Genomic DNA, 25,581 nt, shown 5'->3' with positions numbered 1-25,581 from the left:
CAACCTTCGTGCAACCCTCCTAGCCAACCCGTTAATGCGAAATGGTTGCTGGATTTTCAGGTTAAGCGATGCTGATCAGGTGTGGTTGATCAAATCTTGTCGGCTAAAGGTCGGGCGGTGAAAAAGCTTGGCTTTCATTGGAAAAATCCGCCCAAACCCTTGCTTTACCCTGCATTAAGCAGAACCCTAGCTCAGCGCATCGAGATGTGATTTGCGCTTGGCGAAGCATCCGGCGAGCGTCCTGGGAGCAACCATGAGCAAGGATTTGGCCCTCGAGAGGGCCCAAAGGTTACTGGAGACATTGCCCCTTGTTGACGGTCACAACGACCTGCCTTGGGTCATCCGGATCGATCGCGCGGCGCGAGGAGATGTCGCCGCGTATGACCTCACCCGCGTCCATCAGAACACGGATACGGACATTCCCCGCATGAAGGCCGGGCGGCTCAGCGCGCAGTTCTGGGCCGCCTTCCTGCCGACGGCCGTGCCGCATCCCGCGCGAACCACGCTCGAGCAGATCGACCTCATCAGGCGCATGAACGCGCTTTACCCGGACGTGTTTCTGCCGGCGACACGGGCGAGCGACATCCTCCGCGCTAAGAAACAAGGCAAGATCGCCTCCTTCATGACGGTGGAGAGCGGCGTCGGGCTGGAGAACAGCCTCGCCCCCCTGCGCATCTGGCAGGCCGCCGGCGTGCGGCTGATGACGCTCTGCCACAACGAGACGCTCGATTGGGTGGATTCGGCCACTGACGCGCCGCGCCATGGCGGCCTCACCGCCTTCGGCCGCGCCGTGGTGCAGGAGTTGAACCGCCTCGGCATGATCGTCGATTGCGCCCATGTGTCGGTGGACGTCATGCACCAGGTGCTCGATATCTCGCACGCGCCCATCGTCTTCTCGCATTCCAACGCGCGCGCCCTCTGCGACCATCCTCGCAACGTGCCGGACGACGTGCTCGATCGGCTGAAGGCGAACGGCGGAATCGTGATGGCGACCTTCGTGCCAGACTTCATCAATCAGGCCTCGCGTGACTGGACACGCCCTTTCAAGGACGCCTACGGCAAGAACGCCGAAAACATCAACGTGCTGGCCGCCATGCGGGCGCGAAGCCGCGAAGCCGGACCGCAGCCGCGCGCCACATTGGAGCAGCTTGCGGACCATATCGAGTATATCGCCGACCGCATCGGCCCCGCCCATGTCGGGATCGGCTCGGATTTCTTCGGCGGCCCGACGCCGCAGGGGCTGGAGGACGTCAGCCGCTTCCCTCATCTCCTCGCCGAGATGATCCGCCGCGGCTGGTCCGATGAGGCCGTCGCCGGGCTTGCGAGCGGCAATTTCCTCCGCGTCTTCCGCACTGTGGAACGCGTCGGCATCCGCCTGCGCAAGACCGAGACGCCGGCGCTCGGACAAACCGGCGACTTTCCCGCATGATCCCGCCGCCGGACCACCGCGCCGCCATTTGCCTGACGCCAGACGCGCGCTATTTCAAGGCGGCCATCGTCGCGGCACGCTCCGTGCTGGCGCAGGAGCCGGATATCCCGGCCAGCATCGTCATTCTCTGCGATGCGCATGATGTCGCACCGGGCTATGACGCCATGGCGGCCGATTTGCGCGCCCGCATTACCCTACTGCCCTGGGAAAAATCGTCCGAGACGGCCGCCCTGCCGCTTGGGCGGCATGTCACCCATGCCGCCTATCGCCGGCTCTTTCTCCCGGCGCTGCTCGACGGGCACTACCAGCGCATCGTCTATCTCGATGCCGACATGGTCGTCATGCGTCCCGGCCTGTCACGGCTGCTCAGTCTGCCGCTTCATGGCCGACCGCTGGCGGCTGCCATCGACATGATCTTCCTCAAGGATTTCGAGGACGGGCCGCTCACCGCGGAATTCCGCGCCTATCGCGCTGGCCTCGGCCTGCCGCTGGAACGTCCCTACTTCAACTCCGGCCTGCTCGTCATCGACCCAGACCTGTGGCGCGCCCAGAGGGTAACGGAGAAGGCCCTGGCCTTCCTCGCGGCCGCGCCGGCGCGCTGTCAGTTTCACGACCAGAGCGCCCTCAATGCAGTGCTGCAGGACAGCTGGCTTGCCCTTTCGCCCCGCTACAACTTCATGGGGGACTTCCAGCTTCTCGATCTGGAATCCCTGATCGCGCCGGTGGTGATGCATTTCGTCAATCATCCCAAGCCCTGGCATTTCGCAGAATGGGCGGGCGAGGACCGGTTCGCGCAGATCTACCGCGAGGCCTTGACGGCTACGCCCTGGGCAGCAGATGCCGTGCCCTCGCCTCATGCCTTAGAGGTCCCCGCGTCCTTGTCACCTGCCTTCGCGGCCTTTCGCCGGAGGCTGCTCGCCTATCTCAGGACCCAGGCTTTCGCGGACACGCCGCCGGGCTGGCCTTGAGGCGGCGCCCGGTCGTGGGCCGTGCTTCCGGATCTCGCGTCAGCGAGGAGCCCGGCACCCATGAACACGACGGCAGCCAAAAGGAGGCTTCGGGCCGACACCTCCATAATTTGCCGCAGTGATCATGGGTTCAGGGCTCGCCCCTTCGGCCGCCCCAGAATGACCCAGAGCTTCGGTGTGAAATCAGCGCGCTGCCGGGCTCGCTCTGATCACGTCCGCGACAGCGCGAACAGGCGGGCGGCGGCGGCGAAGTCGAGCCAACGCGCTTCACGGCGAGCGCTGGCTTCCTCATCCTCCCCCCAGACCTCGATCTGGGAATCCTCGTCCACATGGGCCGCGGTCCACGCCTCTGCCGGCGAGAGATGACCTTCGGCGACCGCGAGAGCCAGCAGCACCGAGCCGCTGAGAGTCGTCATCACATTGAGCGCGGCCAAGGCGAAGGGCTCGGTATAGCGTTCCACCCGCGCCGCCACCGCCTCCAGAGCGGCCGCCGGCTGCTCGACATGCATCACTCCCTCGGCGAGAATGAAGCGCGCGCCAAGCTCCGCCTTGGCCCAAGCGAGCACAGGGTCCCACAGCGCTGTCTGGCGCGTGACGAGCTTCTCGGGATGGTCGGCCCTGTAGCACAGGAGATCGGAGCCCGCATAGCGGACGATCTCGGCGGCAACTGCCTCGCCATTGTCAGCCACGCCGTCAATGGCCGAATTGGCAAGTCGCGTCAGCGGCATCTGGCGCGGATCGATCACGCCCTCCTGAGCCGCCCACTCGGCCGCGACTGCCTCGGCGAGGGCGGACGTCGGAAACTGAAGCGACTTACGCCCCGGCGTCCGCGCGCCCCGCCCGTCGAGCACCAGCGCGAAGCCATCCGGCCGCGCATCCACACCCGCCACGGTGTAGAAGCGCTTCGGAAGATCGGGGGAAAGCGATTCAGACGGCATGAGAAAGTTGTCCTTATCGGCGCAAGGCTGGTGACATTCCTTTCTTTAACCGCGATCTCGCCTATCGGCCAAGGATCGTCTGAGAAGCGGAATGGGAGAAGCGTCGCAAAGGCGCCCTCCGCCATGGCTCAAACGCTCTCGGCGCACGTTCCCTCTCACTGACCCTGTTTGGCGAGCCAGCCGCGCATGAAGGCGATTTCCTTGTCCTGAGCGGCGACGATCTCCTCCGCGAGCTTACGGATCTCCGGGTCCTTGCCGTGCTCCAGCACGATCTTCGCCATGGCCACGGCGCCCTCGTGATGCGGGATCATCTGGCGGACAAAATCCACGTCGGCGTTTCCCGTATAGGGAATGCTCATCGCGCCATGCATCGCGGCGTTGGCCGCCTCATAGGCCTTCGTGGACGGTGATGCGGTGGGCGCGGCCTGCGCGGGCGCGCCATGACCGGCATGAGGATTGGCCGGCTGCGCGAACGCGGGCTGGGCGGCCAGTGGCATCAGGGCAACTGCGGCGAGAAGTTGCATTCTCAGTGGCATAGAGGCTCCCATTATCAGCTTTGATCTCGTCGCAAGACAGGTCCGGACGCGATCTATCGCAGATGGTCGACGCTTGCCCCGTGGCAAGGTCAAGGCCTGTTGTTCTCCATGTTTGTGATCCCGCTCACCAACTCGCCTTGAGCCCAACGGAGAAGATCGCCATCTCAAGGGATGCGCCGGCACAGTCGCGGCAATGATCAAACCCGAAATCGTCGGACTCGCGGTCGAATCCGTAAAGCGCAACAGATCCCCGCCCCTCTCCCACACGTTGATAGTCCGCCTTCGCCACCAACGAAAAATTATCCGCCAAGCGATATTCCGCGGCAAGGCTCGCGCCGATCATCCGCACATCACGGAAGTTCTGGGGAGATACTAGCGCGCGATAGATGTGATGATCGACGGCGGATCCCCAGCCGAATAGACTTCCTGTAAGGTCTACCGACAGCGACCAACGAGCAAACTCGTATTGTGCGCGGAGACCCATATAGGGGATATGCCAATCTTGCCTGTATGTGATGCCAAGATCGTCCGAAATCACCCCCGTTTCATCTCTGAAACCATCGTGACTATAGACGAATGAGCCACCGTAATCTTTCCATTTGAAATGAAGCTCCTTGTAGCCTCCCAGCACGGATAGCCGGAAGCCCGCATGTTCCCAGAGCCGAGCGGCAAGGTTAAGGTCGAGCTGGACGGCGCGTGGCATGGTCGTCCTGCCATTCGACCAGTCTGTCCAAGACTCGAAACCAGCATAGCCGTTCGACCAGTCAAAATCGTCTACGGCGCCAGAATGGGCAACGCCGGTCCAAGCGCCCAGGGAAAGGGTCAGCCAGTCCAGCGGACTGAAACTGGCCGAGCCGCCCAGCACAAGCGCCTTGTCGATCTGCCAGTTGAGCTGACTGGCCTTCGCGTCGCCATCAAATAAAAGCTCCGTCGCCTGCCCTGTCAGATAGCCGGAATAAACCGAGAAATGCCACCGATCGGCTTTGAAGTCTGCTTGGCGCGTCGCTTCTACATCGCGCGCCTGTGCAACGCCGGCGGGCACAAGCAACATCGCCAAGACGATATGCCTCAACAGAGAAATCATACTGGAATCTCCTCACCTGGTGGGGCGAAAAGATCCCTTCCACCGGCTATCGTCTAAGCAAGGCACGTTGATTGCGTTGCAACTCGCCACGCTTCCCCGGCAATCCCTATGAGTAGACCTTACTCCTCCGGCGCTTCGACGATCGGGTCGTAGAGGCTTGTATCAAACCCAAGAAGATTCCACGTCTGCTGCATATGCGGCGGCAGAGGTGCCGTGACATCAATGGGTTTGCCCGTGCGCGGATGCGGAATGACGATGCGTCGCGCCAGGAGATGCAGCTTCTTCTGGATGCCGCCGGGCAGTTCCCAGTTCTCGATATCGAAATATTTGGGATCGCCGACGATGGGATGGCCGATATGAGCGGTATGCGCGCGCAGTTGGTGTGTGCGCCCCGTGACCGGCTTCAGCGAGAGCCAGGCGAGTTTCTGCGCCATGGTATCCACCAGGGCGTAATAGGTCACCGCGTGGCTGGCGCCGTCGTCGCCATGCCGCGCCACGCGCATGCGGGCATCGCCGTCGATGGCTTCCTCCTTCGCCAGATAAGTGGAGATGCGGCCCTGCTTAACGCGGGGTACGCCCGCTACCAGCGCCCAGTAGACCTTGCGGGCGGAGCGTGACCGGAAGGTCTTCGCGAGCGTGGCCGCAGCGAGCCGCGTCTTAGCGATGACGAGGCAACCGGCCGTGTCCTTGTCGAGGCGGTGCACGAGACGGGGCTTCTGGCCGTCGGCATCACGTAAGGCCTCGAGCAAGCCATCGACATGCCGCGTGGTGCCAGAGCCGCCCTGGACGGCTAGTCCCATCGGCTTGTTGAGAACCATCACATCACCATCTTCATATAATGTGATGGACTTCAGAAACTCCGTATCCGCCTGATCCCTGCCGGCAGCGCGCACAGGCGCCTTCCGCTCCTCGAGCTTGAGCGGCGGGATGCGGACGGATTGGCCAGCCGCCAACCGCTCATTGGGCTTGGCCCGCTTGCCGTCGATGCGCAGTTCGCCCTTGCGCACGATGCGCTGAATATGGGTGAAGGCGAGTTGCGGGAACCGCGCCACGAGGAAGCGGTCGACGCGCATGTCCGCCTCGTCTGGTGTCACGACGAGGGTCTGCACGCCGGTCGCCAAGGTCTCGGAGGCTTCCGCCTTTTGCTTCTGCTTGGGCGACACACGGGAAACTGGGGAGCCGGCCCGCGCCTGAACCGGGGTCTTGCGAGTGGGCTTCTCATCATGCGGGCGACGTCCCCCGGCGGTCTCCGGACCATCGCCATGGCTGCGCTTCAGGGTACCCGTTGTCATATCATCCGCCGAGCGCGAACGACGATCAGCCACACCCGGCCGGGGCGTCCGCCCCGCTGGCCGGGAGGAACGCTGGCGCGGCTTGGCAGAGCTTGCTTCGAAGGCTTCGGTTTCGCTATAGCTCTCCAACCGCTCGCTGTTGGCAGAGCGCCCAAGGCGCTGCTGGCCGACGGTTGCAGCCTTGGGCGCAGCTGCCCGCGTCGGCGCAGACGCCGCCCTGGATGCGGACGTGCCCTTTTGGGCATAGGTTCCTTTCGGCGCGGGGTAGCGCTTGGAACCGGCGCCTCGCGACGACGAATGCCCGAAGGTGGAACCGCCACCCTGCCCTTTCGAGCCACCACTTCGGCCGCGCGGCGGCCTACCCTTGTTCTCACTCATGCAAAACTCTCACGCAAGGTTCCGGACAATGGCAAGCCCCGCAGCGAGCGCCAGAATCGAAATGACAACAGAGCCCAGGACATAGCCCAGGGCCGGGATCCATTCACCCCGCTCCCATAGCACCACGGCATCGAGGGAAAAGGACGAAAAAGTCGTATAGCCTCCCAGCACGCCGGTCGCCATGAACAAACGCGCGGGCTGCGACCAGCCGACCTCTGACTTGAACGCAAGCCAACCAGCGACGAGCCCCATCGCGAACGACCCCGTCACGTTGATGACGAAAATTCCCCAGGGGAATTGCGCCCCGAGAAGCCGGCCAATACCTGCGCTGACGATATGCCGAAGGCACCCCCCGAGCCCCGCGCCGAGAAAAACGAGCAGCAGCGATTGCATGAAAAGCCCTCGATCGACGTGACGCTGTCCTTCGTTTAGCGCGCCGGAGCGGCCACGACCAGCACGCAGGTAAGGCAGGAAACGCAAGCCTCCCCACGCGCGGTGCGTCGAAGCGAGAGCATCGCCGTGATCCATGAGGGATCAGTCTTTGTGGGATTCTCTCGTGAAAATCATAGCCTTTATGGTGCCAATACTATTGCTCGGCGGCTGCGGGGGACGCGAAGCGCACCCCATCGCCGCAACGTCTCTAACGGATGCCACGAGCTCCTGTCCCTTGCTCCTGGCGGAGTATCAGGCTAACGCGACGCAGATTTCCACCAAGATCAGCGAACGCGCGACCAACAATGGCAAGAACGCCGCTATTGCGGCAGGAGCGCTGATCTTTCTGCCTGCCTTGTTCTTCATGGATCTGAAAAGCTATGAGAAAGCGGAGATCGAGGCCCTCGAAGCCCGGAACCGTGTGCTGACAGGCTTGATCCAGGCCAAGCGTTGCTGAGAACCTCATGACTGGCTTCGCCGCTCGCTCCTGAGCTTCTCCCACCAGTCGAGCCGCTTGCGGATCTCCCGCTCGAATCCGCGCTCGACCGGCTCGTAGAAGTGTTGGCGCCCGAGCGCTTCGGGCCAATAGTCCTGGCCCGAGAACGCATCGGGCTCGTCATGGTCATAGGCATAGCCCGCACCATAGCCCTCACCTTTCATGAAGCGGGTTGGCGCGTTGAGAATGACCTTGGGCGGCATCAGCGAGCCGCCCTGCTTCGCGACGGCCTTTGCGGCGCTGAAGGCCTTGTAGGCGGCGTTCGATTTCGGAGCGGTCGCAAGATAGATCACCGTCTGCGCCAGCGCGAGCTCTCCCTCGGGCGTGCCGAGGAAATCATAGGCATCCTTCGCCGCATTGGCGACGACCAGCGCCTGGGGATCGGCGAGCCCGATGTCTTCCACTGCCATGCGCACCAGACGGCGGGCGAGGAACAACGGATCCTCTCCCGCATCGAGCATGCGCGCGAGATAGTAGAGCGCGGCGTCCGGGTCTGATCCGCGGATGGTCTTGTGCAGCGCGGAGATGAGGTTGTAGTGCCCTTCCTGCGCCTTGTCGTAAATGGGCGCGCGCCGCTGCACCACCTCCTGCAGCGCAGCGGCGGTGAATACTTCTCCCTCGCCCGCAGCCCGCCAGATTTCCTCCGCGAGCGTCAACGACGCCCGCCCGTCGCCGTCGGCCATATGGACCAGCGCAAGCCTCGCTCCCTCGTCGAGCGGAAGCGGTTTTCCCTCGATTTCCTCGGCTCTTGCGAGCAATCCCTGAATCGCATTCTCATCAAGGGCGCGGAAGGTCATGACCCGGGCCCGCGACAAAAGCGCGGCATTCAGCTCGAAAGACGGATTTTCCGTCGTCGCGCCGACGAGCGTGATCGTGCCATCCTCCATCACCGGCAGGAAGGCATCGAGTTGAGCCCGATTGAAGCGATGGATCTCATCGACGAACAACAGGGTGCCCTGCCCGACCGCCCGGCGGCCACGCGCGACGTCGAAGGTCTTCTTCAAGTCTCCGACGCCCGAGAAGATCGCTGACATGGGTTCGAACACGAGATCCGTCTCGTGGGCGAGCAATCGCGCCACGGTCGTCTTGCCCGTTCCAGGTGGTCCCCAGAAGATGAGGCTCCCGATTGAGCCGGATCGGAGCAGGCGCGTGAGCGCGCCGTCCGGCCCGACGAGATGATCCTGACCGACAACTTCACTGAGGCGCTGCGGACGCAAGCGATCCGCCAGCGGCCGGGGCGCCCCGCGGTCGAGGCCCGCTGATGCGAAGAGATCAGACATGGAAGCGATCAGACAGCAATGACATGGATCTGTCCCAGTCCCTAGCGAGCGTGACAGCGCGCCGATCAGCCGCCGAACACGGTGGTGAACACCTGTCCCTTGCGATTGATGGTAATCTGCCAATAGTTCGCGCGGCTGCGCATCGCACTGTCAAGGTCACGCGTGGTCTCGACTTCCCTGCCGTTGACGGCCAGGATCGCGTCTCCGGCCTGGAAGCCGAGGCGCTGCGCTGCGGAGCCCTGCTCAAGCTCTTGGAGCACGACGCCCTTGCCTAGCCCCTGGAGTGACAGCTCCTCCGCGACGGCCGGCGACAGATTGACGATTGTCGCGCCACGGAGCGGCGAATTGCTGGCGATCGTCACGGGATCCCGGGCGGGCTTCTCCGGAGCTGCCGCGAGCTCCAACGAAACATCCGAACGCTTGCCGCTGCGCAGGATGGTGAGGCTTGTGCGCCCTCCCAAGGGTCGGGTTGCGAAGCGGTATCCGAAGCCGTCTGGATCCTCGACCGGTTGCCCATCGACCGCGACGATCACATCACCCGCCTTGAGGCCGGCCGCACCTGCCGGGCTGCCTGGCAGGATCGCGACAACCAGCGCCCCGGTGGGCCGGTCCATGCCCATGCTCTCTGCAATGTCCGCCGACACCGTCTGCAGCCGTCCCCCGAACCAGGGACGCCGCACCGACTTGCCACCCTCCTTGGCGGAGGCGAGAACCGTGCGCACCATTGCCGCCGGCACCGCGAAACCGATGCCCATGCTGCCGCCGGAACGCGAGAAGATCGCGGTGTTGATGCCGATCACATGTCCGGTCGCATCGACCAGCGGCCCACCGGAATTGCCGGGATTGATCGCCGCGTCGGTCTGGATGAAGGACTGGAAGTCGCTGATACCCACCTGCGTGCGGGCGAGCGCCGAGACGATGCCCTGGGTGACGGTCTGGCCGACACCGAACGGATTGCCGATCGCGATGACGAAGTCGCCCACTTCCATGGTGTCGTCACTGCCCAGCGGTGCGGTGGGGAACGGCCCCTTACCCTTCATCCGCAGCACGGCGAGATCACTGCGAGGGTCGCGCAGCACGATCTCCGCCTCGAACTCGCGCTTGTCCGCCAAGGCAACCTTAACCTCCGTCATGTTCTCGATGACGTGGTTGTTGGTGATGACGAGCCCAGTCGCGTCAACGATCACACCGGAACCGAGCGAGCGCTGCACCCGGTCCTGCGGCACGCCGAAACCGTCATCGCCGAAAAAACGCCGGAAGAACGGATCGTCGAAGAAAGGGTTTTGCGGCCGCTTTTCAACCCGCGCGCCATAGACATTGACCACCGCGGGGGTCACCTGCTTGACCACGGGCGACAGCGAGAACTGCACCTGGGCGCGGTTCTCGGGCACCGTGCGCTGCTGGGCTGTTGCCGGCAACGACGTCAGCAACAAGGCGAGCGCTGAAGCACAAGCGAAAGTACGAAGCATCGGCAAAATTCCTGTTGTCGTGCCAGAGCTATATGCTGCTCCGAGATTGCGCGCAAAGCGCGGCAGTCTGGCGCATTTGCCTCTCCTCAGCGGCCGCCGGCGCGTTCAAGAATCCTAACGATCTCGGCCTGCCCCTTGCGCCGCGCGTGCTGCAAAGGCGTCACCCCATCGCGATCCGCAAGGTTGACGTCGGCACCTTCATCAACCAGCAGCTGCACGATCTCGATATGCGCTGGCCCGCCATTACCAAGGATCACGGCCTCGAGCAGGCCCGTCCAGCCGAGCCGATTGACATGGTCCACGTCAACGCCGCTCTCCAGCAGCAGCTTCACCACCGCCACATGGCCGCGTTCGCAGGCTGGGATCAAAGCCGTGCCGCCGTAGCGATTCGTGCTTCCGAGATTGGCGCCCGCCGCCAGCGTCATCTTGAGGATCTCCAGGCGCCCCGCCGCCCCTGCATAGAGATAGGGACTGTCCAGTTGGTCATCCTGCGCGTTCACATCCGCGCCAGACGCGATCAGGAGACGTGCGGCTTCGGGCGCGTCAGCGATCGTCGCAAGAAGGAGCGCCGTGCGGCCGCGTCCGTCGCGGCTGTCGACCGGGGCACCCTCACCGATAAGACGGCGCAAGGTCCCTGTGTCGCCGCGCGCCGCGGCCTTCAGAAAGCTCTCCGTCATCGCATCCCTTCCCGTCGCTCCGGAAGCTGGGGTTCCGCTGACCGCCCGTCCCAGCGCGGCTGCTACGAACCCGAGGGCGGGCACAGCCAACAACGACCGACGATTGAGCCTCATGCGGTGTCCCCTTGCACCTGCTGATCCCTTCAGAGCAAGCCTGTCTGTCGCCGACCTGCCTCGCTTAAAGATAAAGGGAGGCTCGTCGGCGTGCACGGGACCTGACAATCACGTTCAAGCCGAATAAGCCTGGGCGACGTCGTCCGCTGAAAAGCAAAAGGGCGGCTCGAAGCCGCCCTTCCGATCAATCTCGTATCCGGTGCGGATTACGCCGCGTCGTTCTCGACGACCTCGTCCTTCTGGCTCGGGCCGGAATCCAGACCCTTCGCATCAACGTCGCGATCGACAAACTCGATCACGGCCATCGGCGCGCCATCGCCGTAACGGAAGCCGGCCTTGAGCACGCGGGTGTAACCGCCATTGCGCTCCTTGTAGCGCGGGCCGAGCACGTCAAACAGCTTCTTCACGATGGCCACGTCGCGAACCTGCGCAATCGCCTGACGGCGCGCATGCAGATCACCGCGCTTGCCGAGCGTGATGAGCTTCTCGACGACCGGACGGAGGTCCTTCGCCTTCGGGAGCGTCGTGACGATCTGCTCATGCTTGATGAGCGCGGCAGACATGTTGGCGAACATCGCCTTGCGGTGTTCAGCGGTGCGGTTGAACCGGCGGTGAGCGAAACCGTGACGCATCTGGCTATCTCCTTGATTGTACGGCCGCCGTGCCACGGAACGGCCGCTGCTGATATCCGGGGGCCACCTATCGGCCCCGGCAGCGTGCTTCATGAAGGAGCCGGCGTGAGGCCGACGCCCTAGTGATCAGTAGTGCTCTTCGAAGCGCTTCGCGAGCTCTTCGATGTTGTCCGGCGGCCAGCCAGTTACTTCCATGCCGAGGTGCAGCCCCATCGAGGCCAGCACTTCCTTGATCTCGTTCAGAGACTTCCGGCCGAAGTTCGGTGTCCGCAGCATCTCGGCTTCCGTCTTCTGGATCAGGTCGCCGATGTAGACGATGTTGTCGTTCTTCAGGCAATTCGCGGAGCGCACCGACAGCTCGAGCTCGTCCACCTTCTTGAGGAGAGCCGGGTTGAAAGGCAGCTGCGGCGTGGAGATCGAGGTCTCCTCGCGGCGCGGCTCCTCGAAATTAACGAAGACAGCAAGCTGGTCCTGAAGGATACGGGCGGCATAAGCGACCGCGTCCTCGGCGGATACCGAGCCGTTAGTCTCGACCGTCATGGTCAGCTTGTCATAGTCGAGGATCTGGCCCTCGCGGGTGTTCTCGACCCGGTAGGAGACCTTCTTGACGGGGCTGTACAGGGCGTCAACGGCGATGAGGCCGATCGGCGCGTCCTCGGGACGGTTACGCTCCGCCGGGACATAGCCCTTGCCGGTGTTGACCGTGAACTCCATGCGGATCTCAGCGCCGTCATCGAGCGTGCACAGCACGAGCTCCGGATTGAGGATCTGCACGTCGCCAACGGTCGCGATATCGCCAGCGAAGACCGGTCCGGGGCCCTGCTTGCGCAGCGCCATGCGCTTCGGGCCCTCGCCCTGCATCTTAATGGAAACCATCTTGATGTTGAGAACGATGTCGGTGACGTCCTCGCGCACACCGGCGATCGATGAAAACTCGTGCAGGACGCCGTCAATATGGACGGCCGTCACGGCGCCGCCCTGCAGCGACGACAACAGAACCCGGCGCAAGGCATTTCCGAGCGTCAGACCGAACCCGCGTTCCAGCGGCTCGGCGACCACGGTCGCAATCCGCTTCGGATCGTCTCCGGGGGTGACGTCAAGCTTGCTCGGCTTGATCAGTTCTTGCCAATTCTTCTGGATCACGACCGCACCTCATGCCAGTCCAAAGATCAAACGGCGCCATCCAATCGCTCCGTCCAACCAAAGCCAACGTTATGCGACAGTCTGCACTGCCTTGGCGGCTCGAATGTCAGTCAAGTCTGATATCCGAACCGCATGAATTCACCGGTCTGCGACATATCCGATCCGACGAAAGCCGGGTCCGCCCGATATGACGCCCGGCTCGATCGAAAGCGATAAGCCCGCGACCGCGTCAGACGCGACGACGCTTGCGCGGACGGCAACCGTTATGCGGGATCGGCGTGACGTCACGGATCGAGGTGACGGTGAAGCCGACCGACTGCAGCGCACGGAGCGCCGACTCACGTCCCGAACCAGGACCCGACACCTCGACCTCGAGCATACGCATGCCATGCTCGGCAGCCTTGCGCGCCGCATCTTCAGCCGCGACCTGCGCAGCATAGGGCGTCGACTTGCGCGAACCCTTGAAACCCATCGAACCGGCAGACGACCACGAGATCGTGTTGCCCTGCGCATCGGTGATGGTGATCATCGTGTTGTTGAACGAGGCGATCACATGGGCGACGCCAGACACGATGTTTTTACGTTCGCGACGGCGGACGCGGGCGACTTCTCTTGCCATTGTCTCTTCTATCCAATCCTTCAAGCGCGCCCGTGATACCAGGCGCTCGGGATAACTGCCGGAATGCCCGGCAACCATAAGAACCACCCCAGACACCCGGAGGGCCTGGGGTCAATCGACCTAACCGACAGACGAGCAGCGCGCCCGCAACCGATTACTTCTTCTTGCCGGCGATCGGCTTGGCCTTGCCCTTGCGGGTGCGCGCGTTGGTGTGCGTGCGCTGGCCGCGAACCGGAAGGCTGCGGCGGTGACGCAGGCCACGGTAGCAGCCAAGATCCATCAGCCGCTTGATGTTCATCGACACATCGCGACGGAGATCACCCTCGACCAGATAGTCACGGTCGATGGTCTCGCGAATCTGCAGCACTTCCTGGTCGGTCAGCTGGTTCACACGACGATCGGCCGGGATACCGACCTTCTCGCTGATCTCCTGCGCCTTCTTGGCACCGATGCCATGAATATACTGCAGCGCGATCACCACGCGCTTGTTCGTCGGAATGTTGACGCCTGCGATACGGGCCACGTTCCAGTCTCCTCAACCCTTAACATCGAAGCCGGAGCTTCATGCGGTTCGATAATGTGCCAACTCCAGGGATCCCCGGAGGAATAGTCTTGCGAACGGCCCACACGACAACACCGGCCGGCACCCCTTTGCTCAGGACACCGGCTCGGTCACAGACTAACGTCGGCAGATTCCTGTCTTTAGGCGTTCATACAAGTTTCGTCAACCTTATCTATCGATTCAGCCACCCACGATCTGGCGAATCGCCGTGGTGACATCATCGATAGGCGCCATTCCGTCCACGGTCCGCAAGGTACCCTTGCTGCCATAATAGTCGGTCAGCGGAGCGGTCTGCTGCCTGTAGGCGTCAAGCCTCGTGCGGAACACCTCTGGATTGTCGTCGCGACGCACCGGCTCGCCCCGCTCCTCGGCCTCTTTGGCACGCCGGACGATCCGATCGACGAGAATGCCCTCATCGACCTTGAGCTCGATGATCGCATCGAGCTGCATGCCTTTCTGCTCGAGCATCCTGTCCAGAGCGTCAGCCTGTCCCACCGTCCTCGGAAAACCATCGAGGATGAAGCCCTTGCGCGCGTCCGGTTCATCGATGCGGGAGGCGACGATCGAAACGACGAGATCGTCAGGCACCAGCGCGCCCTGATCCATCAACTCCTTCGCCTGCAGGCCCACGGGAGTTCTGGCTGCAACCGCCGCCCGCAGCATATCGCCTGTCGAGAGCTGCGGAATTCCGTGGCGTTCCACCAGACGCGCCGCCTGCGTACCCTTACCGGCACCAGGAGGTCCGAGTAGGATCAGTCTCATTTGCGCCTTGCCCCCTTCAACTTCGACTTCTTGATGAGCCCTTCATACTGATGGGCCAGCAGATGCCCGTGCACCTGGGCGACCGTGTCCATCGTGACGCTGACCACGATCAGCAGCGATGTGCCGCCAAAATAGAAGGGAAGCGCCGCATAGGAAATCAGGACTTCGGGAATCAAGCAGATCAAAGCGAGGTAGGCCGCGCCGACCACCGTAATGCGCGTCAACACATAGTCGATGTATTGTGCCGTGCGCTCTCCGGGGCGGATGCCGGGAATGAAGCCGCCATGCTTCTTGAGGTTGTCCGCCGTCTCGTTCGGGTTGAACACGATCGCCGTGTAGAAGAAGGCGAAGAACACGATCAACAGGACATACAAGATCATATAGAGCGGCCGACCGTGCGCCAGGTAGGTCGACAGCGTCGCCAGGATGCCCGTTCCCCCGCCCTGCGATTGCGAGAAGCTCGCGAAGGTCGTCGGCAACAGAAGCAGGGACGACGCGAAGATCGGCGGAATGACGCCGGCGGTGTTCAGTTTCAGCGGCAGGAAGGAGCTCTGGCCCTCGTACAGCTTATTGCCAACCTGGCGCTTCGGATAATTGATGAGCAGGCGACGCTGGGCGCGCTCCATATACACGATCAGCGCGATACAGGCGATCGCCATCACAATGACGCCAAGGATGAGGCCAGTCGACACCGCGCCTTGGCGGCCGAGCTCGAGGGTCCCGGCGATAGCCTGCGGCAGTTCCGCGACAATGCCTGCGAAGATGATCAGCGACGTCCCGTTACCGATGCCCCGTGACGTGATCTGCTCACCGAGCCACATCAGGAACATGGTGCCACCGGTCAGGGTGATGACCGTCGTGATCCGGAAGAACATGCCCGGATCGGAAACCATGTTTCCGGAGCCCTCGAGGCCGATCGAAATTCCGTAAGCCTGGAAGACCGCGAGAATGACAGTGAGGTAGCGGGTATACTGATTGATGACCTTACGCCCCTGCTCGCCCTCCTTCTTGAGGGCCTCGAGCGTGGGGACGACACTCGTTAGCAGCTGGATGATGATCGATGCCGAGATGTAGGGCATGATGTTGAGCGAGAAGATAGCCATACGGCTAACCGCTCCGCCCGAGAACATGTTGAACAGCCCGAGGACGCCACCCTGCGTCTGGCGGAAAAGCTCGGCGACCGCCTCCGGATTGATGCCGGGAAGAGGGATATAGGTGCCAAGCCGATACACGAGAAGCGCACCCAGCGTAAACCAGATGCGCTTCTTGAGTTCCTCGGCCTTAGCCAGAGCCCCGAAGTTGAGATTTGCTGCAAGCTGTTCGGCTGCCGACGCCATCGATGATCAATCCCGCAAAGGCTTCGTGGCGGCGCCGGCCAACCCGAGGGTGCCCCGCCGCCACAGGCTTAGATAGGGGTTCGCCTACGCTTCTGCAGGTGCTGCAGCGCTCAGAATTTTAACCGAGCCGCCCACCTTCTCGATAGCGGCGATCGCTGACTTCGATGCGCCCGCAACCTCGAAGATAAGCTTCGAGGTCAATTCGCCCTGCCCCAGGATCTTGACCCCGTCGCGCGCCTTCGAAACGACGCCCGCGGCGATCAAACCTTCCAGGGTGACAGGGCTCGCCGCATCGAGCTTGCCCGCGTCCACCGCGGCTTGAACCCGGCCGACGTTAACCTCGTTGAGGTCCCGCCGGAAGGGATTCCAGAAGCCGCGCTTCGGGAGCCGACGATGGATAGGCATCTGCCCACCCTCGAAACCCTTGATGGCAACGCCTGAACGGGACTTCTGCCCCTTGACGCCACGGCCACCGGTCTTGCCCTTGCCCGAGCCGATACCGCGGCCGACGCGCATGCGGCCCTTCGATGCGCCGGGATTATCGCGAATGTCTGTCAGTTTCATCGACATTCTCCTCACCCTGCTGCCGGCGTGTCTTCAACGACGCGCACGAGGTGACGAACCTTGTCGATCATCCCGCGGACAGCCGGTGTGTCCTCGAGAACCGAACGACGGTGAAGCTTGTTGAGACCAAGTCCGATCAGCGTCGCGCGCTGAGCGGCCACGCGGCGGATCGGGCTACCGATCTGCTCGACCGTGACGGTCTTCTTTCCAGAGGATTGAGCCATTGTTCAAGCCTCCTCACGCTTCGGCGCCGGCCGCGTCGCTCATATCAGCGTCGCGACGACGGGACTGGAGTGCGGACACCTTGAGGCCACGGCGGGCCGCAACGGAACGCGGGCTGTCTTCGCGCTTCAGCGCGTCGATCGTGGCGCGAACCAGGTTGTACGGGTTCGAAGAACCGAGCGACTTCGCGACGACGTCGTGCATGCCGAGCGTCTCAAAGACCGCGCGCATCGGGCCACCGGCAATGATGCCGGTACCGGCGGGAGCCGCGCGCAGGATGACCTTGCCCGCGCCCCAGCGGCCGGCAACGTCGTGATGCAGCGTACGGCCTTCCTTCAGGGGAATGCGCACAAGAGCGCGCTTGGCCGCTTCAGTCGCCTTGCGGATCGCTTCCGGAACTTCGCGGGCCTTGCCATGGCCGAAACCGACCCGGCCCTTCTGATCGCCGACGACCACGAGGGCGGCGAAGCCGAAACGACGGCCACCCTTCACGACCTTGGCAACACGGTTGATGTGCACCAACCGATCTACAAACTCGCTGTCGCGCTCCTCACGGTCACGCGGCTGCTGACGGTCTCTCGCCATACCTTTGTCTCCACTTTCGCAGGGCGGCGGCCCCGCTCGCTTCGAACCACACCAAATCCGCCGCTTTCAGAGCGGGGATCGCGCACAACACGGCCCGCGATTCCCAAAAACAAGACCACCGCGTAACCGGTTGCCTGCTTTCGCACAAGCCCCGGTGACGCGGTGGACCTGAATAAGTCAAATTAAAAGCTCAAGCCACCTTCGCGCGCGGCTTCGGCCAGAGCCTTGACGCGCCCGTGATAGATGAAAGCGCCGCGATCGAAGATGACGTCCTTGACGCCCGCTGCAACCGCGCGCTCTGCAATCAGCTTACCGATTGCGGCTGCCGCCTCAACGTTGGCGCCACTCTTCAGCTGCTCGCGGACAGCCTTCTCCAGGGACGACGCAGAAGCCAGCGTACGGCCGGCCTCATCGTCGATGACCTGGGCATAAATCTGCTTCGAGGAGCGGTGCACCGACAAACGCGGCCGTCCGTTCGCAGCAGCGCGCAAAGCGCGGCGAACACGCGCCTTGCGACGCTCAGTGGTTCCGAGTTTCTCCGCCATGGTCGGCCCCTTACTTCTTCTTGCCTTCCTTGCGGAAGATGAACTCGTTGGCGTATTTCACGCCCTTGCCCTTGTAGGGCTCGGGACCGCGGAACTCGCGGATCTCAGCCGCAGCCTGGCCGACCTTCTGCTTGTCGATGCCGGCAACGACGATCTCCGTTGGCTTCGGCGTCGTGATCGTCAGCCCGGCGGGGATCTCGAAGTCGATGTCGTGGCTGTAGCCAAGCGACAGCTTGAGAACCTTGCCCGCGACCGCGGCCTTGTAACCGACACCCGTGATCTCGAGCTTCTTCTCGAAGCCCTTCGACACACCAATGATCAGGTTCTCGACCTGGCTGCGCGACATGCCCCAGAGCGCGCGGGCGCGCTTGGTCTCGTCACGCGGGTCGACCTTGACCTCGCCGTCGTTGAGCGCCACCGAGACGTCGTCAGGAACAACGAAGAACAGTTCGCCCTTCGAGCCCTTCACCTTGACAGTCTGCCCTTCGACGGTCGCCGTAACGCCGGCCGGGACAGGAACTGGTTTCTTACCGATACGAGACATGATGGTCTTTCCCGTGGTTTGTCAGTGCTGCCTGATCAGAAGACCTTGCAGAGCACTTCGCCGCCCACGTTATTCTCCCGGGCCTGGTGATCGGCCATCACGCCGCGAGGCGTGGAGAGAATGGTGATGCCGAGACCATCCGCGACGCGCGGCATGTTATCGACAGAAGCATAGACACGACGGCCGGGCTTCGACACACGCTGGATCGAACGGATCACGGGCGTACCATCGAAGTACTTCAGCTCGATCTCGAACTCCGTGCGGCCATTGCCGTACTCGGTCGTCGAATAGCCGCGAATATAGCCTTCCTGCTGGAGCACATCGAGAACACGTGCACGCAGCCTGGAACCCGGCGTTCCCACCTTGCCGCGGCGCCGCATCTGGGCGTTGCGGATACGGGTGAGCATATCGCCTAGCGGATCATTGATCGACATCGCAGATCCTCCCTTACCAGCTCGACTTGACCAAGCCGGGGACGAGCCCCTGCGAGCCCAGCTCGCGAAGCGCTATACGCGACATCTTGAGCTTGCGATAGAACGCGCGCGGACGACCCGTGACCTCGCAACGATTGCGGATCCGTGTCGGATTGGAGTTGCGCGGCAGCTCAGCCAGCTTAAGCCGGGCCTCGAACTGCTCTTCCGGCGACTTCGTCTGATCGTTGGCGATCGCCTTCAGACGAGCGCGCTTGCCCGCGTACTGCTTCACAAGCCGCTCGCGCCGCTTGTTCTTCTCGATTGAACTCTTCTTAGCCATATTGATCTCCGGTGTCCGCGTATGAGAACAATCTCACTGCCGGAACGGGAAGTTGAAGTGCTTGAGAAGCGCACGCGCTTCATCATCGGTCTTCGCCGAGGTGCAGACGATAATGTCCATACCCCAGATCTGCTCGACGCGATCGTAGTTGATCTCGGGGAACACGATGTGCTCCTTGATTCCGAGAGCATAATTGCCACGGCCGTCGAAAGACTTCGGGTTGAGGCCACGGAAGTCACGCACGCGAGGCAGAGCGATCGTCACCAGACGATCGATGAACTCGTACATGCGCTCCTTGCGCAGCGTCACCTTGGCGCCGATCGGCATGTTCTCGCGGACCTTGAAGGTCGCGATAGCCTTGCGGGCCCGGGTCACGACAGGCTTCTGACCGGCGATCAACGCCAGATCAGCCGCCGCCACCGACGCCTTCTTGGAGTCGTTGACAGCTTCACCGACGCCCATGTTCAGAACGATCTTCTCGATCGTAGGAACCTGCATCCGGTTCTTGTAGCCAAACTCCTCGACGAGCTTTTCACGAATGACTTCGTCGTAGTGCTTCCTGAGGCGCGGCACATAGCCGACGCCGAGATCCTGAGCAGCCTCAGCCATCGATCAGTTCTCCCGAACGCTTGGCGACACGCACCTTGCGCCCGTCGTCCAAAGTCTTGAACCCAACGCGGGTCGCCTTGCCGTCCTTGGGGTCCGCCAACGCGATATTCGACAGATGGAGCGGCGCTTCCTTGGAAATGATGCCGCCCTCTGAATTCGCCGTCTGGCGCTGATGGCGCTTCACCAGGTTCACGCCGCGTACCAGCGCGCGCTCTTCCTTGGGAAGAACCTGCACCACCTCGCCCGACTTGCCCTTGTCGCGGCCGGTGAGAACGACGACCTTGTCGCCCTTCTTGATCTTCGCGGCCATCACAACACCTCCGGCGCGAGCGAGATGATCTTCATGTGGTTCTTGGCGCGCAGCTCACGCGGAACCGGCCCGAAGATACGGGTTCCAACAGGCTCTTTCTGATTGTTGATCAGCACAGCAGCGTTGCGATCGAAACGAATCACAGAGCCATCAGCGCGACGGATGTCCTTGGCGGTGCGCACGACGACCGCCTTCATCACGTCACCCTTCTTCACACGGCCACGCGGAATAGCCTCCTTGACCGACACCACGATGATGTCGCCAACGCCGGCATACTTACGCTTCGAGCCACCCAAGACCTTGATACACATGACGCGACGGGCGCCGGAATTGTCGGCAACGTCAAGATTCGTCTGCATCTGGATCATGGCAACGATCCTTTCTCTGTCTCAGACCGGTTTCCGGCAGCTCACACCGCCGGACTACGACTGACGGGGATCTTTCGGTCCCCTCGCCTCTCTTCAATAGTGCTCAGGACGCCGCGGAGTTTTCCAGGGCGACCCAGGTCTTGAGTTTCGATATTGGACGAGTCTCCTCGATCCACACCGTATCACCGACCTTGAACTTATTGCCCTCATCGTGGGCATGGTAGTTCTTCGAGCGACGCACCGTCTTCTTGAGAAGCGGATGCGTAAAACGGCGCTCGACCTTCACGACGATCGTCTTGTCCTGCTTGTCGCTGACGACGACGCCCTGCAATACACGTTTCGGCACGGCGGCCTCCTCAAACCTTGTGAGCTTCAGCGAGCTTCTGCTGCTGAAGAGTCTTGACGCGAGCTATGTCGCGACGCACCACCCTCACACGGTCCGTGCTCTCGAGCTGCCCCGTCGCGCGCTGAAAGCGCAGATTGAACTGCTCTTTCTTCAGCTTCAGAAGTTCGTCCTGGAGCTGGTCAGCCGACATCGCGGTGAGGTCGGAAAAACGCTGCTTCGTTTTCATCGTCTAACACTCACTCCGCAATGCGCTGGATGAAGCGCGTCCGGATCGGCAGCTTAGCCGCACCGAGACGCAGCGCTTCGCGCGCAATCTCTTCCGGCACGCCGTCGAGTTCGAACATGATGCGGCCGGGATGGACGCGCGCTGCCCAATATTCAGGGGAGCCCTTGCCCTTACCCATACGCACTTCAGTCGGCTTGTCGGTCACGGGAAGATCCGGGAAAATCCGGATCCACACGCGGCCTTGGCGCTTCATCTGACGCGTGATAGCGCGTCGCGCCGCTTCGATCTGCCGGGCAGTCACGCGCTCCGGCTCGAGAGCCTTGAGACCGAACTGGCCGAAATCGAGGTTCGTACCACCCTTCGCGGTGCCGTGAATACGGCCCTTGAACTGCTTACGAAACTTAGTCTTCTTGGGCTGCAGCATCTCTGCCTCCTAAAGCGGCGTTACGCCGCAGCCTCTCTACGGCCATGACTGCGCTGGCCGCCGCTTTCCTCGGCCATACGCTTGTCCTGAGCCATCGGATCATGCTCAAGGATTTCGCCCTTGAAGATCCACACCTTGATTCCGCACGTCCCGTAGGTCGTGAAGGCCGTCGCCGTACCGTAATCCACGTCCGCGCGCAAGGTGTGAAGTGGCACGCGACCCTCGCGATACCATTCCATACGCGCAATCTCGGCACCGCCGAGACGCCCGGAACAGTTGATACGAATGCCTTCTGCGCCCAGGCGCATGGCCGACTGGACGGCACGCTTCATGGCGCGGCGGAATGCCACACGGCGCTCAAGCTGCTGCGCGATCGATTCTGCGACGAGCTTGGCATCGATCTCCGGCTTGCGGACTTCGATGATGTTGATCGCCACATCGGCGTCCGTCATCTTCGCCACGGTCTTGCGCAGCTTGTCGATGTCGGCGCCCTTCTTGCCGATCACCACGCCCGGACGAGCCGAGTAGATGGTGACGCGGCACTTCTTGTGCGGCCGCTCGATGACGATCTTGGAGACCGCCGCCTGCTTGAGCTGCTTCATGAGGGCGCGACGGATCGCCATGTCCTCGTGCAACAGCTTGCCATACTCGATCTTGCCCGCGAACCAACGCGAATCCCACGTGCGGTTGATGCCGAGCCGCAGACCGATCGGATTGACCTTCTGACCCATCGCGCTCTCCTCAGGCTCCGCGGCCGGTTTCTTGCGCCACTTCCCGAACCACGATGGTCAGGTTCGAGAAAGGCTTTTCAATACGCACGCCGCGACCGCGGGCACGAGCGTGGAAGCGCTTCATGACCAAGCCCTTGCCAACAAAGGCCTCGGCAACGACGAGATCGTCGACATCGAGGTCGTGGTTGTTCTCGGCATTGGCGATGGCGCTCTCGAGCGTCTTGCGCACGTCGACAGAAATACGCTTGCGACTGAATTCCAGATCCGCGAGGGCGGTCGACACCTTCTTGCCGCGGATCAGAGCCGCGACGAGATTGAGCTTCTGCGGGCTGACGCGCAGATTGCGCAGAACAGCCTTCGCCTCGTTGTCTTTCAGCGCGCGAGGATTTGCGGGCTTGCCCATGCCTATCTCCTCTTCGCCTTCTTGTCGGCGGCATGGCCATGGAAGGTCCGCGTCGGTGCGAACTCACCGAACTTGTGACCGACCATCTCCTCGCTGACGAAGACGGGAATGTGCTTCTGGCCGTTGTGGACGCCGAAAGTCAGGCCCACAAACTGCGGCAAGATGGTGGAGCGACGGCTCCAGATCTTGATAACTTCCGAGCGCGCGGCTGCACGCGCTGCCTCGGCCTTCTTGAGGAGGTAGCCGTCGAAGAACGGGCCCTTCCAGATCGAACGTGCCATCGCCCGCCCCTTATCTCTTCTTCCGCTGGTGACGCGACGTCACGATGAAGCTATCAGTCCGCTTGTTGGCGCGGGTCTTCTTGCCCTTGGTCGGCTTGCCCCACGGCGTGACCGGATGACGGCCACCCGAAGTGCGCCCTTCACCACCACCATGCGGGTGGTCGATCGGGTTCATGGTCACACCACGGTTGTGAGGACGCCGTCCGAGCCAGCGCGAACGACCAGCCTTGCCGACCGAGGTATTCATGTGGTCCGGGTTCGACACCGCGCCCACCGTGGCGAAGCACTGACCGTGGACCAGGCGCTGCTCACCGGAGTTCAGGCGAACGATGACATAGCCTTGGTCACGACCGACGATCTGAGCGTAAGTACCGGCCGAGCGGGCAAGAGCGCCGCCTTTGCCGATCTTGAGCTCGACGTTGTGCACGATCGTGCCGACCGGCATGTTCGCCAGAGGCATCGCATTGCCGGGCTTAATGTCGACCTGATTGCCCGCGACAACGGTATCGCCGACGGCAAGGCGCTGCGGTGCGAGGATGTAGGCAAGCCCGCCATCCTCGTACTTGACGAGAGCGATGAAGGCCGTGCGGTTCGGATCGTATTCGACCCGATCGACGACACCCGGCTGCTCCAGGCGCTCGCGACGCTTGAAGTCGATGATACGGTAAGTGCGCTTGTGCCCACCACCACGGAAGCGGACGGTCACCCGCCCGGTGTTGTTGCGGCCGCCTGCGGACGACTTGCCCTCAGTCAGCGTCTTGACCGGCTTGCCCTTGTAGAGCTCCGAACGATCGACGATCACCAGCTGACGCTGGCTCGGAGTAACCGGTTTGAAGGATTTCAAAGCCATCGGATCAGTCCTTCACCCGCCTCAAAGGCCCGTCGTCACGTCGACGCTGTGACCCTCGGCGAGGGTGACAACCGCCTTCTTCACGTCCGAACGCTGGCCGAGTGTATTGCGGAACCGCTTTACCTTGCCCTTGGTGACCAGCGTATTCACGCTGAGCACCTTAACGTCGAACAACTTCTCGACAGCCGCCTTGATCTGCGGCTTCGTCGCCTTGCCAGCGACCTTGAACACCACCTTGTTGTGCTCCGACGCCGTCGTAGCCTTCTCGGTGATGACCGGTCCGACGATCACGTCATAGTGTCGCGGATCCAGTGCGATGGGAGCCTTGCTCATTTGAAGCGCGCCTCCAACGCGTCGATGGCGGCCTTCGTCAGAACGAGCTTCTCACGCCGCAGGATGTCATAAACGTTGATGCCCTGAACCGGCAGCACATCAACATTCGGGATGTTGCGGGCCGCGAGGCGGAAATTCGTCTCGAGCTCGGCGCCGTCCACGACGAGTACGCTGGCGAAACCGAGCTTGCCGAAGCTCGCCTTCAGCGCCTTGGTCTTGGGCTCCGCCACACTGGCCTTGTCCAGCACGACGATCGCACCGTCCTTCGCCTTCGCCGAAAGAGCGTGGCGCAGCGCCAGGGCGCGCACCTTCTTCGGCAGATCATGCGCATGATCGCGCACCACCGGGCCGAACGCCTTGCCGCCGCCGCGGAACTGCGGAGCGCGGGCCGCACCATGACGGGCGTTGCCGGTGCCCTTCTGGCGGTACAGCTTCTTGCCGGTGCGAGCGATCTCGGCGCGGCCGAGGGACTTGTGCGTCCCGGCCTGACGCTTGGCGAGCTGCCAGCGCACATAGCGATGAATAAGGTCGACGCGCGGCTCAAGACCGAAGATCGTCTCGTCGAGATCGATCGTGCCGGCAGCCGAGCCGTCGAGCGTGGTCACATCGAGTTTCATCACGCGTTCTCCTGTCCCTCGGCTTCCGCCGGAACAGCCGCGGACTTCGGCTCGCGGAACGCGCCGGGAAGCGGCGCTTCCTTCGGCAGCTTACGCTTCACCGCGTCACGTACCAATATCCAGCCGCCGGACACGCCCGGCACAGCACCTTCAACCAGAATGAGCCCACGCTCCACGTCCGTCTGCACGATGCGCAGGTTCTGCGTGGTCACGCGCTCGACACCGAGATGCCCAGGCATCTTCTTGTTCTTGAACGTCTTGCCGGGGTCTTGGCGACCACCGGTCGAACCGATCGAGCGGTGCGAGATAGACACGCCATGGCTCGCACGGAGACCACCGAAGTTCCAGCGCTTCATGCCGCCGGCGAAACCCTTACCGGTCGTCGTGCCCGTCACGTCGACGAACTGACCGACAACGAAGTGATCCGCTGTGATCTCCGCACCCACCGGAATGACGTGCTGGGGATCAACGCGAAACTCGGCGAGCTTCTTCTTCGGCTCGACGGTGGCGACGGCGAAACGACCGCGCTCAGCCTTCGAGACGTTCTTCACCTTGGCCTTGCCGATGCCGACCTGCAGCGCGGTATAGCCGTTCGTATCAACGGTCCGGTGCGCGACCACCTGGCAGGCGTCAAGCTTCAGAACCGTAACAGGGACGTGCTCACCCGCGTCCGTGAAGACGCGTGTCATCCCAACTTTTTGTGCGATCACGCCTGAGCGCAT

The 25,581-nt window shown here is 62.7% G+C and carries 37 protein-coding genes; 3 read left to right on the top strand and 34 right to left on the bottom strand.

Annotation, left to right across the window (positions count from 1 at the left end):
* The first annotated feature begins 253 nt into the window (after positions 1-253).
* Both KIO76_RS13200 and KIO76_RS13195 read left to right on the top strand, forming a co-directional pair.
* On the top strand, positions 254-1,429 hold the full coding sequence (locus tag KIO76_RS13200; protein ID WP_213323705.1) for a dipeptidase: 1,176 nt from the start codon (positions 254-256) through the stop codon (positions 1,427-1,429).
* Positions 1,426-2,397: a glycosyltransferase family 8 protein gene (locus tag KIO76_RS13195; RefSeq protein ID WP_213323704.1), complete on the top strand. Its 972-nt coding sequence runs from the start codon at positions 1,426-1,428 to the stop codon at positions 2,395-2,397. The genes KIO76_RS13200 and KIO76_RS13195 overlap by 4 nt, the downstream gene beginning before the upstream one ends.
* 209 nt (positions 2,398-2,606) lie before the next feature.
* On the opposite strand, the gene KIO76_RS13190 is transcribed toward KIO76_RS13195, so the two are convergent.
* The 5 genes from KIO76_RS13190 to crcB form a co-directional block, all read right to left on the bottom strand.
* Entirely contained in the window at positions 2,607-3,335 is a 729-nt protein-coding gene (locus tag KIO76_RS13190; protein ID WP_213323703.1) for an ATP12 family chaperone protein, read from the bottom strand.
* A 155-nt stretch (positions 3,336-3,490) separates the two neighbouring features.
* A complete protein-coding gene (gene copM / locus KIO76_RS13185; RefSeq protein ID WP_213323702.1) occupies positions 3,491-3,871 on the bottom strand; it encodes a CopM family metallochaperone in 381 nt (126 codons plus the stop codon).
* Between the two features lie 124 nt (positions 3,872-3,995).
* A complete protein-coding gene (locus tag KIO76_RS13180; RefSeq protein ID WP_213323701.1) occupies positions 3,996-4,955 on the bottom strand; it encodes an omptin family outer membrane protease in 960 nt (319 codons plus the stop codon).
* Positions 4,956-5,074: 119 nt separating this feature from the next.
* Complete coding sequence (locus tag KIO76_RS13175; RefSeq protein WP_213323700.1) at positions 5,075-6,625, bottom strand: RluA family pseudouridine synthase; 1,551 nt, start codon at positions 6,623-6,625, stop codon at positions 5,075-5,077.
* A gap of 9 nt (positions 6,626-6,634) precedes the next feature.
* Complete coding sequence (gene crcB, locus KIO76_RS13170) at positions 6,635-7,018, bottom strand: fluoride efflux transporter CrcB (RefSeq protein ID WP_213323699.1); 384 nt, start codon at positions 7,016-7,018, stop codon at positions 6,635-6,637.
* 163 nt (positions 7,019-7,181) lie between these two features.
* Between crcB and KIO76_RS13165 the strand changes: the two genes are divergently transcribed.
* Positions 7,182-7,514 carry a hypothetical protein gene (locus KIO76_RS13165; protein ID WP_213323698.1) on the top strand — a complete coding sequence of 111 codons (333 nt, stop codon included), beginning with the start codon at positions 7,182-7,184 and terminating at the stop codon, positions 7,512-7,514.
* Positions 7,515-7,519: 5 nt separating this feature from the next.
* On the opposite strand, the gene KIO76_RS13160 is transcribed toward KIO76_RS13165, so the two are convergent.
* The 29 genes from KIO76_RS13160 to rplC all read right to left on the bottom strand — a co-directional run bounded on the left by KIO76_RS13160 (position 7,520) and on the right by rplC (position 25,581).
* Positions 7,520-8,833 (bottom strand): replication-associated recombination protein A, encoded by a 1,314-nt coding sequence (locus KIO76_RS13160; protein WP_213323697.1) that lies wholly within the window; start codon positions 8,831-8,833, stop codon positions 7,520-7,522.
* Between the two features lie 65 nt (positions 8,834-8,898).
* The gene (locus KIO76_RS13155) at positions 8,899-10,302 is read right to left on the bottom strand and encodes a Do family serine endopeptidase (RefSeq protein WP_213323696.1); all 1,404 of its coding nucleotides are present in this window, start codon (positions 10,300-10,302) and stop codon (positions 8,899-8,901) included.
* A gap of 86 nt (positions 10,303-10,388) precedes the next feature.
* On the bottom strand, positions 10,389-10,979 hold the full coding sequence (locus KIO76_RS13150) for an ankyrin repeat domain-containing protein (RefSeq protein WP_213323695.1): 591 nt from the start codon (positions 10,977-10,979) through the stop codon (positions 10,389-10,391).
* A gap of 320 nt (positions 10,980-11,299) precedes the next feature.
* A complete protein-coding gene (gene rplQ / locus KIO76_RS13145) occupies positions 11,300-11,725 on the bottom strand; it encodes a 50S ribosomal protein L17 (RefSeq protein WP_213323694.1) in 426 nt (141 codons plus the stop codon).
* 126 nt (positions 11,726-11,851) lie between these two features.
* Entirely contained in the window at positions 11,852-12,868 is a 1,017-nt protein-coding gene (locus KIO76_RS13140) for a DNA-directed RNA polymerase subunit alpha (protein ID WP_213323693.1), read from the bottom strand.
* 229 nt (positions 12,869-13,097) lie between these two features.
* Positions 13,098-13,487: a 30S ribosomal protein S11 gene (rpsK, locus tag KIO76_RS13135; RefSeq protein ID WP_213323692.1), complete on the bottom strand. Its 390-nt coding sequence runs from the start codon at positions 13,485-13,487 to the stop codon at positions 13,098-13,100.
* A 154-nt stretch (positions 13,488-13,641) separates the two neighbouring features.
* Positions 13,642-14,010: a 30S ribosomal protein S13 gene (rpsM, locus tag KIO76_RS13130; protein ID WP_110375493.1), complete on the bottom strand. Its 369-nt coding sequence runs from the start codon at positions 14,008-14,010 to the stop codon at positions 13,642-13,644.
* Between the two features lie 219 nt (positions 14,011-14,229).
* Positions 14,230-14,811 carry an adenylate kinase gene (locus KIO76_RS13125; RefSeq protein WP_213323691.1) on the bottom strand — a complete coding sequence of 194 codons (582 nt, stop codon included), beginning with the start codon at positions 14,809-14,811 and terminating at the stop codon, positions 14,230-14,232.
* Positions 14,808-16,148, bottom strand: coding sequence for a preprotein translocase subunit SecY (secY, locus tag KIO76_RS13120; RefSeq protein WP_213323690.1), 1,341 nt, complete (start codon positions 16,146-16,148; stop codon positions 14,808-14,810). Before secY ends, KIO76_RS13125 begins: the two co-directional genes overlap by 4 nt.
* Positions 16,149-16,232: 84 nt before the next feature.
* A complete protein-coding gene (gene rplO, locus KIO76_RS13115; protein ID WP_213323689.1) occupies positions 16,233-16,712 on the bottom strand; it encodes a 50S ribosomal protein L15 in 480 nt (159 codons plus the stop codon).
* A gap of 11 nt (positions 16,713-16,723) precedes the next feature.
* Positions 16,724-16,936 (bottom strand): 50S ribosomal protein L30, encoded by a 213-nt coding sequence (gene rpmD, locus KIO76_RS13110; protein ID WP_213323688.1) that lies wholly within the window; start codon positions 16,934-16,936, stop codon positions 16,724-16,726.
* A gap of 13 nt (positions 16,937-16,949) precedes the next feature.
* On the bottom strand, positions 16,950-17,519 hold the full coding sequence (gene rpsE / locus KIO76_RS13105) for a 30S ribosomal protein S5 (protein WP_213323687.1): 570 nt from the start codon (positions 17,517-17,519) through the stop codon (positions 16,950-16,952).
* A 182-nt stretch (positions 17,520-17,701) separates the two neighbouring features.
* Positions 17,702-18,064: a 50S ribosomal protein L18 gene (gene rplR, locus KIO76_RS13100; RefSeq protein ID WP_213323686.1), complete on the bottom strand. Its 363-nt coding sequence runs from the start codon at positions 18,062-18,064 to the stop codon at positions 17,702-17,704.
* Positions 18,065-18,074: 10 nt separating this feature from the next.
* Positions 18,075-18,608: a 50S ribosomal protein L6 gene (gene rplF, locus KIO76_RS13095; protein ID WP_213323685.1), complete on the bottom strand. Its 534-nt coding sequence runs from the start codon at positions 18,606-18,608 to the stop codon at positions 18,075-18,077.
* 35 nt (positions 18,609-18,643) lie between these two features.
* Complete coding sequence (gene rpsH / locus KIO76_RS13090; RefSeq protein WP_213323684.1) at positions 18,644-19,042, bottom strand: 30S ribosomal protein S8; 399 nt, start codon at positions 19,040-19,042, stop codon at positions 18,644-18,646.
* 13 nt (positions 19,043-19,055) lie between these two features.
* Positions 19,056-19,361 (bottom strand): 30S ribosomal protein S14, encoded by a 306-nt coding sequence (rpsN, locus tag KIO76_RS13085; RefSeq protein ID WP_213323683.1) that lies wholly within the window; start codon positions 19,359-19,361, stop codon positions 19,056-19,058.
* A 33-nt stretch (positions 19,362-19,394) separates the two neighbouring features.
* Positions 19,395-19,970, bottom strand: coding sequence for a 50S ribosomal protein L5 (rplE, locus tag KIO76_RS13080; RefSeq protein ID WP_249729592.1), 576 nt, complete (start codon positions 19,968-19,970; stop codon positions 19,395-19,397).
* Entirely contained in the window at positions 19,963-20,280 is a 318-nt protein-coding gene (gene rplX / locus KIO76_RS13075; RefSeq protein WP_213323682.1) for a 50S ribosomal protein L24, read from the bottom strand. Before rplX ends, rplE begins: the two co-directional genes overlap by 8 nt.
* The gene (gene rplN / locus KIO76_RS13070; protein ID WP_019403813.1) at positions 20,280-20,648 is read right to left on the bottom strand and encodes a 50S ribosomal protein L14; all 369 of its coding nucleotides are present in this window, start codon (positions 20,646-20,648) and stop codon (positions 20,280-20,282) included. Before rplN ends, rplX begins: the two co-directional genes overlap by 1 nt.
* Positions 20,649-20,751: 103 nt before the next feature.
* A complete protein-coding gene (gene rpsQ / locus KIO76_RS13065) occupies positions 20,752-20,994 on the bottom strand; it encodes a 30S ribosomal protein S17 (RefSeq protein ID WP_213323681.1) in 243 nt (80 codons plus the stop codon).
* Positions 20,995-21,004: 10 nt separating this feature from the next.
* Positions 21,005-21,220: a 50S ribosomal protein L29 gene (gene rpmC, locus KIO76_RS13060; protein WP_213323680.1), complete on the bottom strand. Its 216-nt coding sequence runs from the start codon at positions 21,218-21,220 to the stop codon at positions 21,005-21,007.
* A gap of 10 nt (positions 21,221-21,230) precedes the next feature.
* Positions 21,231-21,644: a 50S ribosomal protein L16 gene (gene rplP, locus KIO76_RS13055; RefSeq protein WP_213323679.1), complete on the bottom strand. Its 414-nt coding sequence runs from the start codon at positions 21,642-21,644 to the stop codon at positions 21,231-21,233.
* Positions 21,645-21,664: 20 nt separating this feature from the next.
* Complete coding sequence (gene rpsC, locus KIO76_RS13050) at positions 21,665-22,375, bottom strand: 30S ribosomal protein S3 (RefSeq protein ID WP_213323678.1); 711 nt, start codon at positions 22,373-22,375, stop codon at positions 21,665-21,667.
* A 10-nt stretch (positions 22,376-22,385) separates the two neighbouring features.
* Complete coding sequence (rplV, locus tag KIO76_RS13045; protein WP_213323677.1) at positions 22,386-22,778, bottom strand: 50S ribosomal protein L22; 393 nt, start codon at positions 22,776-22,778, stop codon at positions 22,386-22,388.
* A 2-nt stretch (positions 22,779-22,780) separates the two neighbouring features.
* The gene (gene rpsS, locus KIO76_RS13040; protein ID WP_213323676.1) at positions 22,781-23,059 is read right to left on the bottom strand and encodes a 30S ribosomal protein S19; all 279 of its coding nucleotides are present in this window, start codon (positions 23,057-23,059) and stop codon (positions 22,781-22,783) included.
* 10 nt (positions 23,060-23,069) lie between these two features.
* Positions 23,070-23,909 carry a 50S ribosomal protein L2 gene (gene rplB, locus KIO76_RS13035; protein ID WP_213323675.1) on the bottom strand — a complete coding sequence of 280 codons (840 nt, stop codon included), beginning with the start codon at positions 23,907-23,909 and terminating at the stop codon, positions 23,070-23,072.
* Positions 23,910-23,930: 21 nt separating this feature from the next.
* The gene (locus KIO76_RS13030; RefSeq protein ID WP_213323674.1) at positions 23,931-24,242 is read right to left on the bottom strand and encodes a 50S ribosomal protein L23; all 312 of its coding nucleotides are present in this window, start codon (positions 24,240-24,242) and stop codon (positions 23,931-23,933) included.
* Positions 24,239-24,859: a 50S ribosomal protein L4 gene (gene rplD / locus KIO76_RS13025; RefSeq protein ID WP_213323673.1), complete on the bottom strand. Its 621-nt coding sequence runs from the start codon at positions 24,857-24,859 to the stop codon at positions 24,239-24,241. Before rplD ends, KIO76_RS13030 begins: the two co-directional genes overlap by 4 nt.
* On the bottom strand, positions 24,859-25,581 hold the full coding sequence (gene rplC, locus KIO76_RS13020; RefSeq protein WP_213323672.1) for a 50S ribosomal protein L3: 723 nt from the start codon (positions 25,579-25,581) through the stop codon (positions 24,859-24,861). Before rplC ends, rplD begins: the two co-directional genes overlap by 1 nt.

This window comes from Chelatococcus sp. YT9, from assembly GCF_018398315.1.
In the GTDB taxonomy this organism is placed as follows: Bacteria; Pseudomonadota; Alphaproteobacteria; order Rhizobiales; family Beijerinckiaceae; genus Chelatococcus.
Note: the sequence above shows the minus strand (reverse complement) of the source record. Positions and strands in the feature narration are given on the sequence as shown.

What these genes read in the sequence shown, in the direction of transcription:
- KIO76_RS13200 (WP_213323705.1), top strand. Translation starts at nt 254, where the DNA reads ATGAGCAAGGATTTGGCCCTCGAGAGGGCCCAAAGGTTACTGGAGACA.
- KIO76_RS13195 (WP_213323704.1), top strand. Translation starts at nt 1,426, where the DNA reads ATGATCCCGCCGCCGGACCACCGCGCCGCCATTTGCCTGACGCCAGAC.
- KIO76_RS13190 (WP_213323703.1), bottom strand. Translation starts at nt 3,335, where the DNA reads ATGCCGTCTGAATCGCTTTCCCCCGATCTTCCGAAGCGCTTCTACACC.
- copM (WP_213323702.1), bottom strand. Translation starts at nt 3,871, where the DNA reads ATGCCACTGAGAATGCAACTTCTCGCCGCAGTTGCCCTGATGCCACTG.
- KIO76_RS13180 (WP_213323701.1), bottom strand. Translation starts at nt 4,955, where the DNA reads ATGATTTCTCTGTTGAGGCATATCGTCTTGGCGATGTTGCTTGTGCCC.
- KIO76_RS13175 (WP_213323700.1), bottom strand. Translation starts at nt 6,625, where the DNA reads ATGAGTGAGAACAAGGGTAGGCCGCCGCGCGGCCGAAGTGGTGGCTCG.
- crcB (WP_213323699.1), bottom strand. Translation starts at nt 7,018, where the DNA reads ATGCAATCGCTGCTGCTCGTTTTTCTCGGCGCGGGGCTCGGGGGGTGC.
- KIO76_RS13160 (WP_213323697.1), bottom strand. Translation starts at nt 8,833, where the DNA reads ATGTCTGATCTCTTCGCATCAGCGGGCCTCGACCGCGGGGCGCCCCGG.
- KIO76_RS13155 (WP_213323696.1), bottom strand. Translation starts at nt 10,302, where the DNA reads ATGCTTCGTACTTTCGCTTGTGCTTCAGCGCTCGCCTTGTTGCTGACG.
- KIO76_RS13150 (WP_213323695.1), bottom strand. Translation starts at nt 10,979, where the DNA reads ATGACGGAGAGCTTTCTGAAGGCCGCGGCGCGCGGCGACACAGGGACC.
- rplQ (WP_213323694.1), bottom strand. Translation starts at nt 11,725, where the DNA reads ATGCGTCACGGTTTCGCTCACCGCCGGTTCAACCGCACCGCTGAACAC.
- rpsK (WP_213323692.1), bottom strand. Translation starts at nt 13,487, where the DNA reads ATGGCAAGAGAAGTCGCCCGCGTCCGCCGTCGCGAACGTAAAAACATC.
- KIO76_RS13125 (WP_213323691.1), bottom strand. Translation starts at nt 14,811, where the DNA reads ATGAGACTGATCCTACTCGGACCTCCTGGTGCCGGTAAGGGTACGCAG.
- secY (WP_213323690.1), bottom strand. Translation starts at nt 16,148, where the DNA reads ATGGCGTCGGCAGCCGAACAGCTTGCAGCAAATCTCAACTTCGGGGCT.
- rplO (WP_213323689.1), bottom strand. Translation starts at nt 16,712, where the DNA reads ATGAAACTGACAGACATTCGCGATAATCCCGGCGCATCGAAGGGCCGC.
- rpmD (WP_213323688.1), bottom strand. Translation starts at nt 16,936, where the DNA reads ATGGCTCAATCCTCTGGAAAGAAGACCGTCACGGTCGAGCAGATCGGT.
- rpsE (WP_213323687.1), bottom strand. Translation starts at nt 17,519, where the DNA reads ATGGCGAGAGACCGTCAGCAGCCGCGTGACCGTGAGGAGCGCGACAGC.
- rplR (WP_213323686.1), bottom strand. Translation starts at nt 18,064, where the DNA reads ATGGCGGAGAAACTCGGAACCACTGAGCGTCGCAAGGCGCGTGTTCGC.
- rplF (WP_213323685.1), bottom strand. Translation starts at nt 18,608, where the DNA reads ATGTCTCGTATCGGTAAGAAACCAGTTCCTGTCCCGGCCGGCGTTACG.
- rpsH (WP_213323684.1), bottom strand. Translation starts at nt 19,042, where the DNA reads ATGTCGATCAATGATCCGCTAGGCGATATGCTCACCCGTATCCGCAAC.
- rpsN (WP_213323683.1), bottom strand. Translation starts at nt 19,361, where the DNA reads ATGGCTAAGAAGAGTTCAATCGAGAAGAACAAGCGGCGCGAGCGGCTT.
- rplE (WP_249729592.1), bottom strand. Translation starts at nt 19,970, where the DNA reads ATGGCTGAGGCTGCTCAGGATCTCGGCGTCGGCTATGTGCCGCGCCTC.
- rplX (WP_213323682.1), bottom strand. Translation starts at nt 20,280, where the DNA reads ATGGCCGCGAAGATCAAGAAGGGCGACAAGGTCGTCGTTCTCACCGGC.
- rplN (WP_019403813.1), bottom strand. Translation starts at nt 20,648, where the DNA reads ATGATCCAGATGCAGACGAATCTTGACGTTGCCGACAATTCCGGCGCC.
- rpmC (WP_213323680.1), bottom strand. Translation starts at nt 21,220, where the DNA reads ATGAAAACGAAGCAGCGTTTTTCCGACCTCACCGCGATGTCGGCTGAC.
- rplP (WP_213323679.1), bottom strand. Translation starts at nt 21,644, where the DNA reads ATGCTGCAGCCCAAGAAGACTAAGTTTCGTAAGCAGTTCAAGGGCCGT.
- rpsC (WP_213323678.1), bottom strand. Translation starts at nt 22,375, where the DNA reads ATGGGTCAGAAGGTCAATCCGATCGGTCTGCGGCTCGGCATCAACCGC.
- rplV (WP_213323677.1), bottom strand. Translation starts at nt 22,778, where the DNA reads ATGGGCAAGCCCGCAAATCCTCGCGCGCTGAAAGACAACGAGGCGAAG.
- rpsS (WP_213323676.1), bottom strand. Translation starts at nt 23,059, where the DNA reads ATGGCACGTTCGATCTGGAAGGGCCCGTTCTTCGACGGCTACCTCCTC.
- rplB (WP_213323675.1), bottom strand. Translation starts at nt 23,909, where the DNA reads ATGGCTTTGAAATCCTTCAAACCGGTTACTCCGAGCCAGCGTCAGCTG.
- KIO76_RS13030 (WP_213323674.1), bottom strand. Translation starts at nt 24,242, where the DNA reads ATGAGCAAGGCTCCCATCGCACTGGATCCGCGACACTATGACGTGATC.
- rplD (WP_213323673.1), bottom strand. Translation starts at nt 24,859, where the DNA reads ATGAAACTCGATGTGACCACGCTCGACGGCTCGGCTGCCGGCACGATC.
- rplC (WP_213323672.1), bottom strand. Translation starts at nt 25,581, where the DNA reads ATGCGCTCAGGCGTGATCGCACAAAAAGTTGGGATGACACGCGTCTTC.